General features: G+C 41.0%; 18 protein-coding genes. 2 read left to right on the top strand and 16 right to left on the bottom strand.

What is annotated here, in order from left to right; translation table 11 throughout:
- Positions 1–3: 3 nt before the first annotated feature.
- The 8 genes from rbsD to BC8716_RS09860 all read right to left on the bottom strand — a co-directional run bounded on the left by rbsD (position 4) and on the right by BC8716_RS09860 (position 7,910).
- The gene (gene rbsD / locus BC8716_RS09895) at positions 4–393 is read right to left on the bottom strand and encodes a D-ribose pyranase (protein WP_094425284.1); all 390 of its coding nucleotides are present in this window, start codon (positions 391–393) and stop codon (positions 4–6) included.
- A 50-nt stretch (positions 394–443) separates the two neighbouring features.
- Positions 444–1,325 carry a ribokinase gene (gene rbsK, locus BC8716_RS09890; RefSeq protein ID WP_011248386.1) on the bottom strand — a complete coding sequence of 294 codons (882 nt, stop codon included), beginning with the start codon at positions 1,323–1,325 and terminating at the stop codon, positions 444–446.
- Positions 1,325–2,308 carry a LacI family DNA-binding transcriptional regulator gene (locus BC8716_RS09885; RefSeq protein ID WP_094425282.1) on the bottom strand — a complete coding sequence of 328 codons (984 nt, stop codon included), beginning with the start codon at positions 2,306–2,308 and terminating at the stop codon, positions 1,325–1,327. The genes rbsK and BC8716_RS09885 overlap by 1 nt, the downstream gene beginning before the upstream one ends.
- Before the next feature lie 500 nt (positions 2,309–2,808).
- Positions 2,809–3,762, bottom strand: coding sequence for a nucleoside hydrolase (locus tag BC8716_RS09880; RefSeq protein ID WP_094425281.1), 954 nt, complete (start codon positions 3,760–3,762; stop codon positions 2,809–2,811).
- Between the two features lie 329 nt (positions 3,763–4,091).
- Positions 4,092–4,406, bottom strand: coding sequence for a BAR domain-containing protein (locus BC8716_RS09875; RefSeq protein ID WP_094425279.1), 315 nt, complete (start codon positions 4,404–4,406; stop codon positions 4,092–4,094).
- Positions 4,407–4,807: 401 nt separating this feature from the next.
- The gene (locus BC8716_RS09870) at positions 4,808–5,920 is read right to left on the bottom strand and encodes an RNA-guided endonuclease TnpB family protein (RefSeq protein ID WP_094425277.1); all 1,113 of its coding nucleotides are present in this window, start codon (positions 5,918–5,920) and stop codon (positions 4,808–4,810) included.
- Positions 5,921–6,182: 262 nt separating this feature from the next.
- Entirely contained in the window at positions 6,183–6,890 is a 708-nt protein-coding gene (locus BC8716_RS09865; protein WP_094425275.1) for an inositol monophosphatase family protein, read from the bottom strand.
- Between the two features lie 174 nt (positions 6,891–7,064).
- Positions 7,065–7,910, bottom strand: coding sequence for a GIY-YIG nuclease family protein (locus tag BC8716_RS09860; RefSeq protein WP_094425273.1), 846 nt, complete (start codon positions 7,908–7,910; stop codon positions 7,065–7,067).
- Between the two features lie 713 nt (positions 7,911–8,623).
- Between BC8716_RS09860 and BC8716_RS09850 the strand changes: the two genes are divergently transcribed.
- Positions 8,624–9,451: a ComEA family DNA-binding protein gene (locus BC8716_RS09850; RefSeq protein WP_157730396.1), complete on the top strand. Its 828-nt coding sequence runs from the start codon at positions 8,624–8,626 to the stop codon at positions 9,449–9,451.
- Positions 9,452–9,512: 61 nt separating this feature from the next.
- Here BC8716_RS09850 and BC8716_RS09845 read toward each other — a convergent pair whose 3' ends face one another.
- A complete protein-coding gene (locus BC8716_RS09845) occupies positions 9,513–10,442 on the bottom strand; it encodes a hypothetical protein (protein WP_094425267.1) in 930 nt (309 codons plus the stop codon).
- Between the two features lie 609 nt (positions 10,443–11,051).
- Between BC8716_RS09845 and BC8716_RS09840 the strand changes: the two genes are divergently transcribed.
- Positions 11,052–11,720 (top strand): MBL fold metallo-hydrolase, encoded by a 669-nt coding sequence (locus BC8716_RS09840; protein ID WP_094425265.1) that lies wholly within the window; start codon positions 11,052–11,054, stop codon positions 11,718–11,720.
- 309 nt (positions 11,721–12,029) lie between these two features.
- Here BC8716_RS09840 and BC8716_RS09835 read toward each other — a convergent pair whose 3' ends face one another.
- The 7 genes from BC8716_RS09835 to BC8716_RS09805 form a co-directional block, all read right to left on the bottom strand.
- Positions 12,030–13,454: a sensor histidine kinase gene (locus BC8716_RS09835; RefSeq protein WP_094425263.1), complete on the bottom strand. Its 1,425-nt coding sequence runs from the start codon at positions 13,452–13,454 to the stop codon at positions 12,030–12,032.
- Positions 13,447–14,121: a response regulator transcription factor gene (locus tag BC8716_RS09830; RefSeq protein WP_094425261.1), complete on the bottom strand. Its 675-nt coding sequence runs from the start codon at positions 14,119–14,121 to the stop codon at positions 13,447–13,449. Before BC8716_RS09830 ends, BC8716_RS09835 begins: the two co-directional genes overlap by 8 nt.
- Before the next feature lie 20 nt (positions 14,122–14,141).
- Positions 14,142–14,861, bottom strand: a complete 720-nt coding sequence (locus BC8716_RS09825; RefSeq protein WP_157730394.1) for a hypothetical protein — start codon at positions 14,859–14,861, stop codon at positions 14,142–14,144.
- Positions 14,862–14,921: 60 nt separating this feature from the next.
- Positions 14,922–15,746: a DUF2705 family protein gene (locus BC8716_RS09820; RefSeq protein ID WP_094425257.1), complete on the bottom strand. Its 825-nt coding sequence runs from the start codon at positions 15,744–15,746 to the stop codon at positions 14,922–14,924.
- Entirely contained in the window at positions 15,746–16,468 is a 723-nt protein-coding gene (locus BC8716_RS09815) for an ABC transporter ATP-binding protein (protein ID WP_062745533.1), read from the bottom strand. Before BC8716_RS09815 ends, BC8716_RS09820 begins: the two co-directional genes overlap by 1 nt.
- Positions 16,469–16,571: 103 nt before the next feature.
- Positions 16,572–17,144, bottom strand: a complete 573-nt coding sequence (locus tag BC8716_RS09810) for a flavoprotein (protein WP_062745532.1) — start codon at positions 17,142–17,144, stop codon at positions 16,572–16,574.
- A 10-nt stretch (positions 17,145–17,154) separates the two neighbouring features.
- On the bottom strand, positions 17,155–18,501 hold the full coding sequence (locus tag BC8716_RS09805) for a lanthionine synthetase C family protein (protein WP_094425255.1): 1,347 nt from the start codon (positions 18,499–18,501) through the stop codon (positions 17,155–17,157).
- Positions 18,502–18,508 lie beyond the last annotated feature (7 nt).

The raw sequence follows: 18,508 nt of genomic DNA, 5'->3' as shown, positions 1-18,508 counted from the left end.
TCTTTAGAAAATAACCCCTGCGCGTAAGATGACATTGGCGTATGGTGCACATTCCCCTGTACGGATGATTGCTTTCGCTTTACTTGTTTCCGCTTTCAATTCATCATGAGGCAAATAACGAATGGATATTTGCCTGTTTTCCAGTTCCTGATGAATGGACGGGCTTTCTGTTCTAACTTCTGTTGCCGCCATCATTGACTCTACTTCCATATCTGCCAATACTTCTGTTAGAACATCAACAAAATTGGGTACACCTAACCTAATGGAAAGATCGATGCATTCAACGCCAGACGGTATTGGTAATCCGCAATCTGCTATGACGATCTGGTCTGTATGCCCTAGTGACGCAAGCACCCTGGCAATATCACGATTTAAGATGCCTAATTTCTTCATGGTTGATCCTCCTGAATGCTTGATAGGTTGATCCTTCCTGCAAAAAGACACTACTGTCTTTCCAACAGAAAAGCAGCCACCTCTTCTTTACTCGGCATCCCGCCCTGAGCGCCAAATGACTGTACCGATAACGCTGCCGCTGCATTAGCGTACATCACCGCCTCTCGCATTGGCTTTCCGCTTGCAAGCGCAACAGCCAGTGCGCCGTTAAAGGTATCACCTGCACCTGTTGTATCTACTGGCATAACGCGATGACCAGCAATACGTTGTTCCACCCCATTCTCTGTCCATATCACGCCAGCAGCGCCTTGGGTAACAATTAGTTTCTCTTTTAAATGAACATTCGTATTTGCAAACAACTGTGCCTGCTCTGACTCATTAGGCGTAATCCATGTACTATTCTCATACGTTTGTTGCGATAACTTCTGTGCTGGCGCTGGATTAAGAATGACCGGTACTTGATGTTTCTTACAAAGGGCAATTGCATACTCAACTGCTTTTAACGGAATTTCCAATTGAATCAACACAATATCACTGTCTGCAATCACTTCTTCACATGTGGATAAAAATGCTTCGTTCACATATTCATTTGCTCCAGCTGTGACAATAATTCGGTTATCCCCATCTGAAAGCAGAATCGTAGCTACTCCGGAACTACAGTGTGTAACGGGTTCCACATGATCCACACAAACACCTTCATCTTGAAGCCCCTGCTTTAGCAGCTCGCCAAAAGCATCATCGCCAACACGCCCTATCATGCGGACGTCAGCACCAAGCCTAGCTGCAGCCACAGCTTGATTTGCCCCTTTACCACCAGGCACTGTTTTAAAGCCCTTTCCCATTACGGTTTCTCCTTGAGCTGGCACATGGTCCGTACTCGTCACCATATCCATGTTAATGCTACCAATGACAGCCACTTTTCGTTTAACCACTAGGCACCACCTCCTTTTGTTGTTCCTCGTATGGTTAAAGTCGTCGGCAGTTCATGCCAATACGACTGCAAAGACCTTTTTTCTATTAGTTGCACCAATAGTTGTATCGCCAGTTCGCCCATCTCGTATATCGGCTGTTGTACCGTTGTTAACGATGGCACCAACATATTGCCAAATAAAATGCCATCAAAGCCTACAATTTGTAAGTCTTCTGGAATCGAGCGTTTTAATGTATGAGCTGCTTTCATCGCTCCAGCCGCTGCCACATCACTGCTTGTAAAAATACCATCAATCGTCGGGTGTTTTTCAAGCAAAGCACGAACCACTTCTTCCGCTTGCTCTATTTGAAAGCCCGTCTCCACGATGATATGGGCAATTCCATTCGCTTCAACGACTTCTTTAAACCCTTCGTATCTTTCATCAGCAGGATTCAGTCCTTTCGGTCCACGCAAATGAGCTATAAATGCACAACCTTGTTCTATTAAGTGCTCCGTAGCAGCCTTTGCCCCATTTTTGTTTTCAGATACGACAGTCGGAATGTTGGCGCTAACAAAACGATCCAGCGCAACTACAGGTAAGTCAAGTGTCTCATAGTGTTCAGACGTCCCAGTGCCGGTCGCTAAAATAAGCCCGTCTACATACTTTTGTTGAAGAGCGTGGACATAATGTTGCTCTTTTTTTAACTCGTTATCGGTATTGCACAGCACAACCGTATACCCTTTCTTGAGTGCCACATCTTCAATCGCTCGGGCAAGTTCGGGGAAAAAAGGGTTTGCTATATCAGGGACAAGCAACCCAATCATTCCTGATGTTTTATGATAAAGTGTACGCGCTACAGCGTTTGGTTTATAATTTAACGTTTCAATAGCTGTCTTCACAGCCTGTTCAGCTTCTTTGCTGACATAGCCTTTTTGGTTTAACACGCGCGAGACGGTCGCCACGGAAACCTTAGCGTATTTCGCTACATCCTTAATTGTCGTCATACTCATTCTCCTAACACATGTAACCGGTTACAGATAATATATGACGGAAGTGCTTGTTTGTCAATGACTATTTCTTTCATTGAATGGTTATCCACAATTGACTACAGACGGTAAACGTAGAAGTGCTTTAGACTCTGGAATGGGCAAATCGTTTGTTTGAATGATGCCACTCATTTTCAAAAAGCTCTTGTCCACCGAAATGAAAACATGAGAGGAGATGCGGCTGCAAGGAAGGGTAAAAAAAGGGTTCAAGTCAGCTCGGATCTCCTCGACCGTGTCTCTAGCTGTTTTCCACTTCGATTTACAACGCCCCTATCAATCCCAAACCTTTTAATTGATCGAACAGCATTTGCATCCCTTCCCTCTCTATAAGAAAGCATCTCTAGCTGAAAAAGGATCAGAGCTTGGGATGTAAGTGACACTTTTTCAACACAATAGACGTTGATTTTTGGAATAGAAGAACGCGTAATGCCTAGCAACGATTTGTTGGCTGGGCTGCTTTAGCTTCTTGTTAAAATATCAAGCACATTTGTCCGAAAAACAGAAAAATCTAGATGAACAGCTATACGTGGGCAGTAAGGTCCACTGCATGCGGCTGAGGCAGGGCGAAAATCAGCGACACTTAGTCCAGATGAGTATCGGCCTTGATCTTCAACCTGAACGTTGCGCCGTTTATAGTCTAACAAATTCGGGACGTCGATTGCAGCCATCAATGCAGTGAGATCATGCTGCGGCGTTCCCTGAATACCAGGTTCGAGAACTTGATAAGACTCATAATAAAAGTCAAGCATCGGCTTAATAGTACGAAGCAATGGCGTCGTTGCTTTAGAGTCAATCAAATTGACGTCGGCTGGCGTTAGCAACGCATCCCTCGTCACATTCAACGGCACAATGGTTACATTTGGCGCATGTGTGCAAACAAAATTGGCGGCAGTGGCATCTCCTAAAAAATTGGCTTCCGCTAATTCAGTCTCATTTCCCGGCACTAAAAATGCGCCTCCCATGAGAAACGTTGCTTTCACCCGTTTCATAACGGCAGGATTAATCATCCAAGCCATTGCCAGCGTCGTGCAACGACCGAGAACGACAATGGTTATTTCATTTGGATTCTCTTTAATCACTTGAAACAAGCGGCTAAAATTGGTTCGATTCGCATAACGCTCTGCTGGAATGGGCGGCCTAATCGGCCCAAGACCTTCTTCTCCATGAATATCCGGGAAGAATTCCGGTTCTTCTCCATTTAGCGCTCGAGTCGCTCCAGCAATAACCGGAACCCCTTTCCGATCGGCCAAACTTAGCAAATACGATGCATTGCGCAATGCCTGATCGCGGCTTACATTGCCAAAATCACCTACAATACCCGCCAGTTCTACATCTGGATGCTGCAATGCGTAAATAATCGCCATCGCATCATCGATCCCAGTATCTGCAAATACCAATAGTTTATTTGCCATCTAATCATCACCTCCATATACGCTATGACAAAGAGGACAAGATGGCTTAGTTTAACAACCGTATCACACTAAAATTGAGTGATTCGTTCCTATAATTTCGATAAAGCAATGTCCGATCTTAGAGAACGCCAGGGCATTCCTTATCAAGAAAACGAACGTCGGGATGGGATTGAGATGTTTCAGGAAGGTAGCTAAACCAAGCAGGCAAATGGGCAACCTTTTTGTCTACCATACCCGCATGAATATGGTGAAGATTTTAGAGGGGAGGATGCGTAACGAGAAAAAAGCAGATGTTTTGTGCATCTGCTTCCCTTCGCATGTAATTCTTTTTATATTTTTTTTGTTTCCAACTTATTCAACCGCTTTTCAATTTCAAGCTTCCACGTTTCTATATCAAATATTTTTTGATTCATAAGGATCTGGCCGTTTTTCACTTTTTCTACCTGTGCCAGTTCTTTTCGAATCTCTTTTAATTCCAGCTCGACGTTGTCAAAACGCAATTCAAAATGATCGACTTTCGTTTCCAAACGATTGACTTTTTCCTCCAATTGATCGACTTTGCTAGCTAAACCTGCCAGTTCCATTCTCATGCCCTTGATATCGCCGCTGATTCCCATTAAAATATCTCGTAGTTCATTATCCATTTTAAGGCTCCTTTTTCATTTGTATGCAGCTTCTAACGATAAGCGCTCGTCCATTCAAAAGGATTGTCCATTCAGTCCTGGTTGGATTCATTATAACATACCCACCTAATATCCAAATAAATATGAAGCTAATTTCAGCCCCTATGGCAACAACGCCAAATACTGCTGAAGGCTCGCTTCCTCTAACTCAACAACCATCTTAATAAAAGGTTGGCAATCCCCATTGGCTCCTGCTAAGTCAAGCGTTTCATAGTACGATATTCGGTCTTCTACTGTGAACTACCCACCACTTATCACCCTTGCAGGTTGCTTGAAGCGGGGGCTTCTTGGGTAATCGCCCCTTTTGGTAGCTGACGAAATGGACCAAGCTAACCCTCTTGTCCCAAGAGTTTATCGATTCATTAGGCAGTGGCTAATAAGCGAATCCCTTCTTTTTTGATGTTTAGTGCAGAGTTGTAGTCTCTATCTAGAGTTAGTCCACAAGTACATTGATAGGTGCGTTCCGATAAAGTTATCTCTCTTACTGAACCACAACTCGAACAAGTTTTTGTAGATGGAAACCATTTATCGATTTTGATCAGTTGTTTCCCTTGTTCGTTTAGCTTGTATTTCAAGAAAGAAGTGAACATTCCCCACCCATTATCCACTACACTTTTGCCAAACTTCAGTGCTTGTGACCTCCCTTTCATATTTAGATCTTCAATCACAACAGCATCAAAGTTAGCTACTAATTCCTTTGATTGATGGTGAAGAAAGTTTCTACGTTGATTGGCGACTTTTTCATGAATGTTGGCTACTCGAATCCGTTGTTTGTGCCAATTCGAAGAACCTTTTTTCTTACGGGATAGTTTGCGTTGTTCTTTTGCTAATCGATCCAGCATTTGACGATAGAAACGTGGGTAATTGGCTTTCTTCCCTTCGCTATCGACAAATAACCCGTTCATCGCAAAATCTAATCCAACCACTTTTTTAATTTCTTTACTTTCAATCTCCTTCTCATACTCTGTAAGAATGGAAATATAGTATTTTCCGGATGAAGTCATCGAAATCGTGCACGATTTGATTTTGTGATCTGCAGGGATTTCTCGATGTTGTCTGATTTTGACCATTTTTACTTTAGGTAATTTGATATGGCGACCCAACAATTGAATATTCCCATTTACGATATTGGTTGTGTAACTTTGTTTATGACGCTTCCTTTTGAATGTTGGGAACTTAGCATTTCCTTTGAAGAAGGCTTTATATGCCTTATCCAAATTAAGTTGTGCGTTCGCTAACGCTAATGAGTCTACTTCTTTCAACCACTCATACTCTTTTTTGTACTTGGCAGGAGTCGGGGGCTTGACCTTTTTTAAGACATCTTTATCCTCTTTCCGTAACGCATACGTCTCTTCTCGTTCCGCTAACATCTTGTTATAGACGAAGCGAACACATCCGAAGGTTTTACGTATAAGCAAAGCCTGTTCATCTGTTGGATATAATCGAAACTTATACGCTTTATTTCGTTTGGCCATATCAAATCACCTCGCTTTATCGAATGTATGTTCCTATCATACCATATGACACGCTTTTCGGCTATCGCCCAACCGAGATTCATCTAAATCTCCCCCTTACGTTGGGCTACGCCCTTCACACGCTTGAAGAGGGAGACTTCTTTCGGAAATGTGTTAAATGATCAACTCTATGGAATACTGACACACTTCACTCCTCCTATGTTTTTCATTCAGTATACCAAGTTTAGACATGATTAGACGCATCTTTATGTGTGTAACTCATTCAAACTACCCCAAACCAAAGGCCGCTTTCTTTGTACCAACGCAAGGGCTTGCCTTCCACCGTCATCAACCTTACTCCCGCTTCTTCTGCGATGAGGCTTGCTGCTGCAAACGCATGAGGACGTTCGCTCATAGACATAAACAGATCGGTTTCCCCTTCTGCAACGCAGCAAATTTCCAAAGCCGTTGACAGATCTGCAACACCTACCCTCTTATTTGCCACAACCTTCTTATTCCTTGCGTCGAGATAGTCTGCTTTAATCCGCAAAACCGCTTCATTTAACGGCATAACTTCCTCCCGTCGTAATTGTCGTTCATTTAGAAAAGCGCCGTCTCTCTTCACCGCACGGTATAGCTTTTTTCGTGAAACATCATAAATATAAGAACAATAAAGTTCCCTGTTTCGGGCGAGTGCTATCGATAAGACATAAACGTCTGTTTGGTATGGTAGCTCATGTTGGCATGGATGAAGGGATATGAGCCATATTGGATGCTTGCTGCTGATGGGAATGTCTTGGTGTGGGAAACAGAGAATGTCGGTTGGGTAGTTAGCATGGATTCGTTGCTGGAGCAAGGCGTATATGTTGGCTTCTTGAGCGTTGTATGAACTCATGGTGATAATGTTTTGCCTGGCTGCTTGGAATGTTGTGCTGATTTGATAGGCGGCTTCTGTGAGGAGGTCAGGAATGAGCTGTTGACGGGATTGCATGGGATCACCTCATTAAAAAGTCTCGTTTACTTGATTGTAAACGAGAACAGGGGTGGGGGTTGTACGTATAGAGGTACGGCATTTATATAAAAAATCAGGATTTCCTTTCTTCTATAATAATTAGACTTTAACGCATTGTTTACTTGGCTGTGAAAGCGACCATAAATAGATCCACTAAAATTCTTCCCTTCTCTCCTTCTTCAGTCCCCTCCAAAACGTCCACCCATTTCTAGAAGTCCCACTGCACAAATCGGCTGCTGCACTAGGACTTGAGCAGACGACATCCTGAAGAAGACGTACGGTTCCTCCGTCAATCACCTCTGCTTGTTTTACATCGATTAGCTGGTCAATCCGTGCATTCAGCTTATAATAAAGTTTTCCTTGATCATTCCAGTTTTTCAGACGTTCCTGGGGACGATGAAGGATTGAGCCTTTTGTTAAGAAGAACTGTCCATCATGTATGTATAAAGAAGCCTCTCGTTCTCCTTCAGCAGGAAAAAGCTTCCGGTCGTTTTCTTTCTCTTCTTCTTGAATAGAAACGCCAAGCGCTTCTAGAAGAAATGTAATTTGATTCGTAAATGTATTCATGGTTGCATGGGCAAACCAATTAATTGTCGGTTTTGTATTACGTAGGTCACGGTTTTCAACAATAAAGGACGAGCGTTTAAATAGTTGAATAAATTGATGTTCTAGAAAGTCAATGGCCAGCTTATCAAAGCTGTTATTATCAGTTACAAATAAGATCCCGTATTGCCAAAAATCTTTTTCTCGTAAATGGTCTCTCAGTCGTTTAATGCCTTGGGTTGATTGACCAATGTATACACTAGGATTTTCTAAATCGGAAAATAGAAAATAAATAGCGTAATTGTTTGCATACTCAAGTTCTTCCACTTGTGCCAACAAACTTTTTTTAAAGTAAAACGCACGAATTTGACTAGTTGGTTCTTGAATAATTTTTAATGAAGATGCTTGTTGACTATTAGGAAAATGCATCATCACAGTACGGTCAGTTCCTTGCATCGCAGTTCTCCTTGTTTCTTTTTAGTATATTCTTGAATTCAAGCTTTGGCTTTACATAATTTCCTTACCAGACAATCAGCTAAAATACTAAATAAAAACAACGACTTATTACACAGGTCTTTTCCATTAGTTTACTTTAAATCAGTAAGTATTGCTAGTAGTTTCTACCAATTGATTAAGGTAGCTATGAGAAACAGGGCAACTAGTGTTTTTCTAGCTACTCTTGATTTTCCACTATTGATAGAAGAACGTTCATTGTCTTCTATTATTTAGTTTTTTAGAAATACGAAGACATAACAAGCCCATACTTAAGAAAACAAGAAAAGGGATAATTGCCCATAAGGGAGTTACCACTGTCCAAAACAGTAGATAGGCACTGATAGCGGTAAAAAGCCAACCACAAATAAGAAGAGCGCTCGAAAGAAAATCTTTCATATCAACACACCGTCCTTTAAAAAAGTACACGTCTACGACTAAAACTAAATCAGATTTACAATTCAAATAGGATAATCATGGTTTCAAAGTTGTTTTTACATAATGCTAAATTCTGAATAGAACATGAATGTACATCAAATAACCCATAGGTGCGCGTCCTTTTATTTTTATTAAAAACTCATAAATGAGCCAACTCTTTCCCCCACGCAAATTAACCCATGACGATAGTCTGATAGTTTGTTACAATTACCATATTACACCACAAAGGAGGAACTAGCTTGAATACGTTATTTCTTTTATTTTTATTGCTTACTTTTTTCGGTCTCATTTTAGGGCTAATTAAGCCTGCTCTGGTTCGCTTTCCAACTAGAAAGCGCGTTTTTGCGTACGGCATTCCAGCATTTATCATTACCGCATTTTTATTTGGCAACACGCTTCCGTCCGAAACGGCCCAATCCGCGCAACTAGATCGTTCGCTAGAAAAAATCGAAACCCTAGAAACATCCGTACAAGACAAAGAAACAGAAATTGAAGAATTGACTGTTGCGTTAGAGGAAGCAGAGGAATCGTTAAAAGAGTCTGAAGAGCAGTTGGAGCTCGTACAAGCTGACGATTCTATTGAAGAGCAATTAGAGGAAGCCAAACTCGAATGGGAAGAGGAATTTCGGGAACAGATCGAGGAAGAACTGGAAGAACGCATCACTGCTGAAATCAGCGAAGATTATGAGGACAAGCTTGCTGCATTAGACGATAAAATCAAAGAAAAAGAGCAAACGATTGAAGAGAAGGAAACGGCTATCTCGAAGTTGGAAGAAGAAGTGGCCAGCGCCTCGACTGATAGTGGAAATGCAACCGCTACCACAGAAACGGAAACCGCACAGTCTTCAGAAAGCGCGAGTACCGATAGTTGTGGGCCTGGAACGGTGAAAATCAACAGTGCTTCGGAGTCTGAGTTGCAAGCGATTTATGAAATTGGTCCAGATCGAGCCGCACAAATTATTCAACTCCGGCCCTTTTCCTCTTATAATGACATGAAACGAATTAAAGGAATTGGCGACGCCCGTGCCGAAGCAATTAAAAACCAAGGAATTGTCTGCTTTGATTAGCATGGTTAATGTCTTGAGCCACTAGCGTATTCCTGCTAGTGGCTTATACATTTCCAAAGCGCTAGTTAAGGGCATTGATCAATTCTTCAAGGTCTCGTTGCTGTTCGCTTACAATGTAATCATTATAAGCTTCCTTCGACAGCACTTCGTAGTCAGCAATTTCGCCGATTTCTCCCACATACGCTAGGTCGGTGTAATCAATTTGAATATCGACTGTCCATGTACCTCCGTCTTCTTCTATCGGAATCCTATAACTTTCACGCTGCAAGACCCCCTCCTCGATCTGGGTGGTGACCTCCACGTCTCCTATTGTAAGCTTTTTTTCAATTTCATCATTTGATCGTTCGACTATGCCTGGAAAGCTGTATGAAAGGCTTGTCTTGATGAGCTTACTGAAATAGTCTGCCGCTTGCTCGCCGTCAACGGTAAAGACAATCTCTCCTTCATTAACCGTTGCTTCTGCTTCTTTTGCCAACGTTTCATACTGCTCATCCCGCTCAAGCACATCAACCGGTGTATAGGCGACATCTTTAAAGGATAGTTCCAAATATGTATTCTCTACATCTGGAGTGGTTTGCAGCATAAACCCATAGGTACCTTGTTCATTGTCAAACGCGATCCACTCTTCCGTTTTCACATATAGAGACTCGCTTTCTAGCAACCCGCCTGTTACGCTCATTTGTACGGGCTCTTGTCTTAGATATGCAGTTCGTGGCAGTTCTAAATCAAGTTCATACCGGTCTTCGTCTCGATTTCCTTTCACTTCATAGCCGAGGTCGAATTCTTGTAAATAGACAGCTAAGTTGTTCATGATTTCGGAAGCGCTTCCCTCTTCGGGCGGCGTAATATCAATTTGCAATCTATACTGAAAAGCGGGAGCTTGTTCTTTTTGTGGTTGTACTTCAATATATTCGTCGCTTCCACTCTGGCTACACCCGGAAACGATGCTTGCGATTAGGACAATACTGCACATGCTTATTCTGTTTTTCATCACTTTGTTTCCACCTTCTTTTAGTACTTAAGTATCGGCTAATGCCTGTTTTTCTCGATTTTTGCTAGCAACTGCCTTATTAGAATACTAGCTTTTCTCTCTATATCCACGAATTAATCGTTCGTTATCGTTTTTTTCTTATATCTGCAAATCGGCTTTACTACTCATCTTCCAGTTTATAGAATCGGGTGGAAGTCGTCTATGGCTTTCGCAGAAAAGGAACTTTCGTAATTGGACTAACCTCCCAAGCTTCCTAAATAAAAAGGAGAACCTACTATTATCTCACTTATCCTTAGTATCACACAGGTTCATTTCATTCCATGGGAATCACTTTTTCTGTAGCAAGATCGATACAAAATGTACAATGCAAAATCAAGCTCATATTTATATCGTGCAAACTAGAATCTCTAATCTTTTTATTCATGCTTTCATCATTAGAGAATAAATCAAACAATACAGTAAATTGGTTCATCACTTACTTTTTTGAATGAAAACTTTTCAGGTAATTCATTCTTCATTTATAATGAGTCTTCATAAAGGATAATTTTCACTCTATTTGATGTGTATTGTTACTATGGAGGTTTAAATATCTAAAGGAGGGAAGTCTGGTTGAATGTTATTCCAGTTAAAACAAAAGGTTCAAACACTTATATTATTAAAGATAAGCGCTCGATCATTGTGGATACCGGTGGAAAAGGGAATGTTCCTAGAATTTTAAACGCATTACAAGATGAGGGAATTTCTAAAGATGATATTTCTTTAATCATTATTACTCATGCTCATATTGATCATTATGGTTCAGTTAAAGAACTTACAAAGAAAATTGCAGCTCCTGTATTAATTCATAAAGAAGATGCAAGCGATATGGAGCAAGGAATCATCTCGTCTTTATACGGCAGAAACAAATTTGGCAAGATGATTTTACCGTTTTTTGAAACAAAAACGGAAGAAGGGTATAAAGCAGATATCGTCATCGACAAGAACATTTCCTTAGTCCCTTATGGTGTATCAGGTGAAATTATTTCTACCCCTGGACACACAAATGGTTCCATCTCCGTGTTCTTAGAAAACAAGGTAGCTATTATTGGCGACCTTTTAATGGGTGGATCTCTAGGCGGCTTAATAAATAGAACGAAACCAAATCTACACTACTTTGTTAACAACAAACACATAGAAAAGAAAAGCATTCAGAGTCTACAAAAGCAGGAGTTGCATACTATTTATGTTGGCCATGGAGGCCCTTTAAACATGACTCAATTTTCTAGTATGGCATTTTAGCCAGCCCTAAGCTTATCGATGTGCCCAATTAAAAGACACAGGCAAAACAGTAACATAAAGATCTTAAACAGCCTGTTAAGGCCTATTTTCTTTTATTACATAGAAAATCACATGTTTGTACGAGGTAAAGTCGATTCATGCATTAAGATGAGGTCAAAAGAACTTTCTGTTCGACTTATTTGACAAGTGTATGTTATTTTCGGATTTCTCCCACTTTATTTGACCTGTCCCGATCTAAGTCCGACTGCTATGAAGGAAGCTTGATTTATTTTACAAAACGAAAGCGTGAAGTGCCACTAGCGCAAAATGCTAGTGGCTGTTTTTCGGGACAGCAGGTAACTGAAAGGAAACCACTGCGCCTTTGTCATTCCATGCTTGAACGTTTCCGCCATGTTTTTCGATTATGTGTTTGACGATGTAAAGCCCAAGTCCTTTATGAGGGTCAGCACTATCGTTATTCTGGTAAAATTTTTGAAAGACGTAATGCAAGTCTGATTCAGTGAAGCCTTTTCCATTGTCGCTTACAGTCACTTTTACGTAATCGTCATGGCATTCTGCGTGACAATCAATATGCCCATCATATGGTTCAGCAAAGCGTAAGCTGTTTGATATGAGGTTGTCTATCACTTGCGTTATTTTTTGCACATCTATCTGAATCGTGTTCGCTTTTTTTCTGTAGTCGAGAACGGAAGTGTGAAACTCCAGTCCTTCGTTTTGAACAAAATCTTTGTACTTTGCAAATTCAGTTTTAAAAAAATGACCTGGTTCGACGGTTTTTATTTCAATGGCAAAAAAAGACTCTTCGTCGTTCATTTTTGTATCAAGCTCTTGTACGAGGTTTTCCGTCCGCTCAATTTCGCCAATCATATTAGCAATATATGTTTTGTTCCGATCATCCTTTATCTTTCTCTCCAACATTTGCGCGTTTGCTTTCATGATCGTCAATGGCGTTTTTAAGTCATGGGAGACAGAGGAAATAAACTCAGAACGGTTTTTTTCCAAGTTCCATTGCTGATAAAGGGAGTCTTGCAACGCTTGTTTCATTATATTGAAGGAAGTCGAAAGTTTGGTGATTTCATCATTTCCGTCGGCCTCGATTTCAAAATCTAAATTTTGCTTTCGGACCAAATCTGTCGCGACAATCAACTTTTGGATCCTTGCGTAATAGTTTTTTCCTAGTTTGCTCGCATAATAATAGGTAAAGATCATAATAAAGAAAAATGGCGTGAGGAACAGGCAAACAAAAAAAATATTAAATAAGGCTTCGACTTCTGATTCTAGCTTATATTGAAGTACGACGCTGCCAGCAAATGAACCATTTTGGTCGACAATCGGGATAAACGTTGTGGCGGTGTTATCTTCCAAAAATGATTTGTTGACCTTATTTAGCAAATGGACGTCTTCCGTGTTGACGTTAGCGGAAAATGAACCGTACAAGAATGTTCCTTGTTCGTCTAGCACTTGATATTCCATTCCTGGGGTGGGAATGGCCTTTTCTAGTTGTTGTGCCCCCAACACTTGTGAATCGACGAGCTCTCGATTCAAACTTTGCACTTCATCGGTTATTTTGGGGACTTGGCTCTCATAGTAATTGGCATAATAGCGGTCATCGATGCTCATGACAATCGCCCAACTTGCCAAAACGACAATGATGGTAGCGAAGAAACTTAATAAAATCGTCTTGGCTATTGTTAATCGGATTTGCTGTTTAATGGTCGTTCTTTTTTTATTCAAGTTTATAGCCCACTCCCCACACGGTATGGATCAGGTTTGCCATTGGATCGACCTTATGAATGCGTATCCGGATATTTCGGATATGTTCAGTCACAGTGTGTGATTGTCCAGTCGCTTCTACTCCCCAAATCGTTTCGTATAAATGGTCTTTCGAAAAGACTTGTTTTGGATTGCTCATTAACATTTCCATAATTTTAAACTCTTTGTTTGTGAGCAACAATGGGGTTTCGCCATAGCGGAGCTCATTTGTCCGCCGGTCAAGTGTTATTTTTCCATAGACAAGTTCATCTGTTGGTTGTTGTTTCCGTTTTTCCCGCCTTAAATGGGTTTTGATTCTAGCAAGCAGCTGTTCATGGGTAAACGGTTTGTTTATGTAGTCATCTCCTCCTATGTTTAGCCCATTAATTTGGTCGTTGATACTTGTTCGAGCGGTAACAAATAAAATCGGAACATCCGTAAATTCCCTTACGCTACGGCAAACGTCTAACCCGTTCACATAAGGCATCATGATATCGAGGATGATTAAATCAAAATCCTGTTCCTTGATCAACTTTATCGCGGTCATTCCATCGTTGGCGACTGTTGTATGGTAGCCTTCTTCATGTAATAGCTCTCCCACAATTGAAGTAATTTGAATTTCATCATCGACAATCAGAATGTGCTCCATTTTATCCCCTCACAAAACATTTATTTAAAATCTTGCTTTACCCATAATAAACTTGAAATCCCTCCGCCAAGCAGAGCAATCAAAGGCAACACCATATAAAGCAATGGCATGTTGCTTTCCGAAAGCGAAATAAAAATGGATTGAGTGGGCATCAAGAAAAACGACAACTCATTTGAAAAATAAATCGGCACCACGTAGGCAATCATCAATAGGAAGTAAGCAATGATCGGGTTTGGTGCCAAAATCGACATAACACTGGCAATAGCAATTCCAGCGACCATGATCGCCCAAAACAGAAAATAGAGCTTGGCTGAATAGATGTACCCATTCAGTACAGAGTAGCGTGTTAGATCGCCATAAAAAGTCACATAATCTGGAACTTGGTAAAAGAAAAAGCCTAGCACGACCCCAATGAGCCAGATAAACGCGGTAATGAAGACAGCAATCAAGAGCAGCGTTCCCCATTTAGACAGTAAAAATTCTAAACGGTGAAATGGCCGGTACAACACTAAGTTGTACGTTTTTGCTTTTATTGGTGCGTTCAAAACAATCACACAAAACAATGGCATGATGACTAGTGTCACAAAGAAAGAGACTTCCCTTAACAAAAACCAGGGAAAGTTAACAGCATTTAACGGCGTTTCACTATCTGCAGTATAAAGACCTAAATCAAACCAAGTCAAAAAGTGAGCGGAAAAAAAGGAGATCCCTATGAGCAGCAGTAAGAGGATTTTTATCATTCTCATCCTCCAAAGCCGCTCGAATTCACTTGCAATTAAATGTTTCATCATACGGCTCCTTTATGCATAATAATTTCGGCGAGTAAAAATCAAATATGCTCCTACAAGAAAGACCAACAAATAAAACAAAATAACTGCTATTAGCCAACCGCTCAATGCCCCGCCTGAAAGCAATAACGAGATACCGGTGTATTGAATTTTTGTTATGGATGCATATACCACATAAGAAACATTGCTTCCTTCGGCAAAAGCGGTCGATTGCTCTAACAGCTGTGGACCGACAATGAAAAAGAAGAGGATGCAAATGCCGCTACCTAATAAAGCATTGACAGAGGGCATTGCAATCGCAATAAAGCAAAATAAAGAGAGTGCCGCAAGACTAGTAAGAAAAGCAATTCCATAATAGTTCAATGCATAAAGAACCATCTCACCATTTGTAACGACTGCTTCAGAACCAAAAAGAATCGACCTTTCTGGCGTCTCAAACATCATCTGCCCAACGGTGAAGGAAGCCACATAATAAAGAAAGAAACAGATGAATAAAGAAGTGGCCATCACAATGAATTTAGACAGAAAAATTTGGCTCATGGAATAAGCACGAAGCAAAATTAATTTGATTTGTTTTTGCTGATATTCCTCTGTTAGCACATAAGCACAAATAAAAATGAGCAGAATGTTAAACGTGATAAACAAATGTTCTGATATGCTGAGAATAGGAAAATTTATGGCGGTTGCGTAATCAACAGCATCTATTGAAATGTTGCGATTATGGTTTCGGAAATAAACACCAGTAGCAATGACTAGCACCGGCAAGGTCAATACGAGCAGCCGAATGGACCATCTCGACCATAACCGTTCGAATTCACTAATGATTAGCTGTCTCATTATGACATCATCCCAATAAAAATCTCTTCTAAATTATTCTCTGCCTTGTTATAAATCTCTTCTTGTTTTCCATAAAAAAGGACATTTCCCTGCTTGATAATAATGAGCGTGCTGCATATCTTTTGGAGTTCGTCGAGCAAGTGGCTTGATAGTAAGAACGTAATATTTCTTTCCTTATTTAATTGCAAGATCAATTCCCTCAATTCCCTCATCCCCATCGGGTCTAAGCCGTTGGCAGGCTCATCCAATATGACAATCTCTGGGTTGCCTAACAGCGCTTGGGCAATCCCTAAGCGTTGCTTCATTCCTAAGGAATACGTACGTATTTTTTCATCGCCGCGGCCGCCTAACCCAACAATCGCCAATGCTTCTGCGACTTTCTCTTGCCGTTCCTGTTTGTTCAGGCCATGGAGCCGGGCAAGATTTAAGAGCATTCCGCGGCCCGTCATGAACTCAAAGAAAATAGGCGATTCAATAATGGCACCAACGGAGCGCATCGCTTCCTTTCGTTGTTTATGCACATCCAATTGATTGAGCTTCACTTCTCCGCTTGTAGGGATGAGCAATCCTGTCAACAGCTTCATAATTGTTGTTTTCCCAGCGCCATTGGGACCGATAAGACCACATATCTCCCCCTTTGCGATGGAAAGATTGATTTCTTCCACTAACGGTTTTCCTTTTACTTTCTTTGTTAAATTCTTTGTCTCAATGACCTTTTCCATTGGCTATCACTCCTTATTCTAAAACTGATTATCCCTTTTCCCCGTCAGAAAAAAATCAAAAATTCGCTAAAACACAAAAAAGCCAGACGCTCCGTACTGCGTCCTAGCTTTTTTCTTTTACAGCCATAGCTTTATCCATTTCTTGAGCGATGGTATACATATCTGGAATAATGAAGTTTTTGCGAATGCTTCCTGAAGCCACTTCATATGCTTCTTTCTCCACTGGAGGAATGATCATATGTCCTCCCTCTTCAAGTAATGCCATGTTTCTTTTTACAAAGAAATTGTTCCACATCGCCTCATTCATGTTTGGGCAAAAAAGTACAGGCTTCGTAGAAGCTAATATGGTTGATGACAGCAGATCCATGCCTAAGCCATTAGCAACTTGGCCGATTTTATTTGCCGTAGCAGGAAGGACAATAAATAGATCTGCCCACCTAGCTAACCCGACATGGCTCGACTTGTTTGGATCTATGGTTTCATTGTGATCCTGGAAAATGTCATCACAAAACAACGACAAGGAAGAAGCCGGGAACAACTTATTGGCTTGCTCTGTGATGATGACCTTGACATGGCCATACGTATGTTTAAAAAAGGCTAAATAGGAGGGCATGTTTATGACAGAGATCGATCCAGAAATCCCAACTAGTATGTTTTTTTCTTCCTTTTCCGGCACATCCTCACCCCTAACTGATTAAAAACGCTTTATCCCAGAAGAAATCACCGTCGTCACGGACCATCGACAATAAGGCCAATCCAACGCCAGCTGCCCCTTCCAATAAGCCCGCTTTATCTAACTCGTTTGTTCGGCTTCCGATTTCAAAATCTTTAAATCCCAACGGATGCTGATCCTTATACTGTCCCTTAATCCCGTTTTCCAATTGAATAATGAGCTTGTCAAAGTCATTGATGTTAAGGTCGTTTTTCATCCGCACCATGATTTGCAACAAACCACTCTTTCCGTGGCAAAACGTCGCACTTTGCAAGTCTAGTTCTTCTAATGTTTTTTCCTTAATGCCAAGGAAACATTTAACCGCCATGTCTTGATAGGGCTGATGGTTCAGCGCTTTTCCTGCTAAATAGAGCGACCGGGCAACACCAGGATTGCCATAACACCAGCCTTCCCGTTCATCTGTGACGGTATAGTTGTTGGCTATGGCTTCTTTGACGCCTATGCGGTGAGCCCAAACTGGGGCGCCAGTTGAATTGCTTTTAGCATGACGGACGAGCCAATTGCCAATCGTCGTTATTGCTTGCCTTTGTCCTGGGATCTCTATTCCTTTTAGTAGGCATAAAGATAAAAAACTTAACGGTCCTGGGATGCCATGGGCAAGGCCCAAATTGAAGTTGCCAAATGGATAAATCTTTTTATCCTTCTCTAAAAATTGATTCTCTTGCGTAACATACCATCCTGGAACCTCATGCTCTTCCCATGTTATGGTGGCAGTCATTTCAACAAACTGGCGCAAAATCGCTTCAATTAAGCCGTTAAAAGCTGGCGTATCCTTTCTTCTTTCAAGCAAATACCTTCCAATTCCAGAATATCCTTGGATCACATCATAAAAAGTTGGTAGAGCGCCGAGACCATTCCTTTGTTTTTCTTCTTCGATCTCATTCTCTGCTACCCTACGAATCACTTCATCCAGTTTTGCCAATAAGTTCTGGTATCTTGTACCATTTTCAGATGCATTGAACACAGCAAAAGCAAATCCTGTAATTCCACCAAATAAAGAGATAGAATGGACCCCATTTTTTAGATAGTTGCTAGCGTAGACAATATGATTATGGGCCACATGATCCCACTTCTCTTCAGGATACATTTTATGCAATTCAGAGAAGAATAAAATCGTTCCTGCAAAACCATGAGATAAAGAAACAGGGTCCCACGGATTTACTTTGCTAATCGTCGTGACATTGTTCTTATCCATTACAATCTCTTCCACTTTTTGTGGATCGTTTAGTTTCTCGGTCAAACGGGCAATAATTCGTTTCGTTTCTTGTTTTTCTTGGTCATCAACTACCTTCTCTATCACGGTGGAT

It is taken from the genome of Shouchella clausii, from assembly GCF_002250115.1.
GTDB lineage: Bacteria > Bacillota > Bacilli > Bacillales > Bacillaceae_D > Shouchella > Shouchella clausii.
The sequence above is the reverse complement of the archived record's forward strand: the minus strand, read 5'-3'. Positions and strand labels throughout refer to the sequence as shown.

Bases quoted from the DNA above. Each gene is read 5' to 3' on its own strand.
- BC8716_RS09870 (WP_094425277.1), bottom strand. From the start codon at position 5,920: ATGGCCAAACGAAATAAAGCGTATAAGTTTCGATTATATCCAACAGAT.
- BC8716_RS09815 (WP_062745533.1), bottom strand. From the start codon at position 16,468: ATGGAAAAGGTCATTGAGACAAAGAATTTAACAAAGAAAGTAAAAGGA.
- BC8716_RS09820 (WP_094425257.1), bottom strand. From the start codon at position 15,746: ATGAGACAGCTAATCATTAGTGAATTCGAACGGTTATGGTCGAGATGG.
- BC8716_RS09830 (WP_094425261.1), bottom strand. From the start codon at position 14,121: ATGGAGCACATTCTGATTGTCGATGATGAAATTCAAATTACTTCAATT.
- BC8716_RS09875 (WP_094425279.1), bottom strand. From the start codon at position 4,406: ATGGATAATGAACTACGAGATATTTTAATGGGAATCAGCGGCGATATC.
- BC8716_RS09865 (WP_094425275.1), bottom strand. From the start codon at position 6,890: ATGCAATCCCGTCAACAGCTCATTCCTGACCTCCTCACAGAAGCCGCC.
- rbsD (WP_094425284.1), bottom strand. From the start codon at position 393: ATGAAGAAATTAGGCATCTTAAATCGTGATATTGCCAGGGTGCTTGCG.
- BC8716_RS09885 (WP_094425282.1), bottom strand. From the start codon at position 2,308: ATGACGACAATTAAGGATGTAGCGAAATACGCTAAGGTTTCCGTGGCG.
- BC8716_RS09860 (WP_094425273.1), bottom strand. From the start codon at position 7,910: ATGCAAGGAACTGACCGTACTGTGATGATGCATTTTCCTAATAGTCAA.
- BC8716_RS09825 (WP_157730394.1), bottom strand. From the start codon at position 14,861: ATGATAAAAATCCTCTTACTGCTGCTCATAGGGATCTCCTTTTTTTCC.
- BC8716_RS09845 (WP_094425267.1), bottom strand. From the start codon at position 10,442: ATGAAAAACAGAATAAGCATGTGCAGTATTGTCCTAATCGCAAGCATC.
- BC8716_RS09880 (WP_094425281.1), bottom strand. From the start codon at position 3,762: ATGGCAAATAAACTATTGGTATTTGCAGATACTGGGATCGATGATGCG.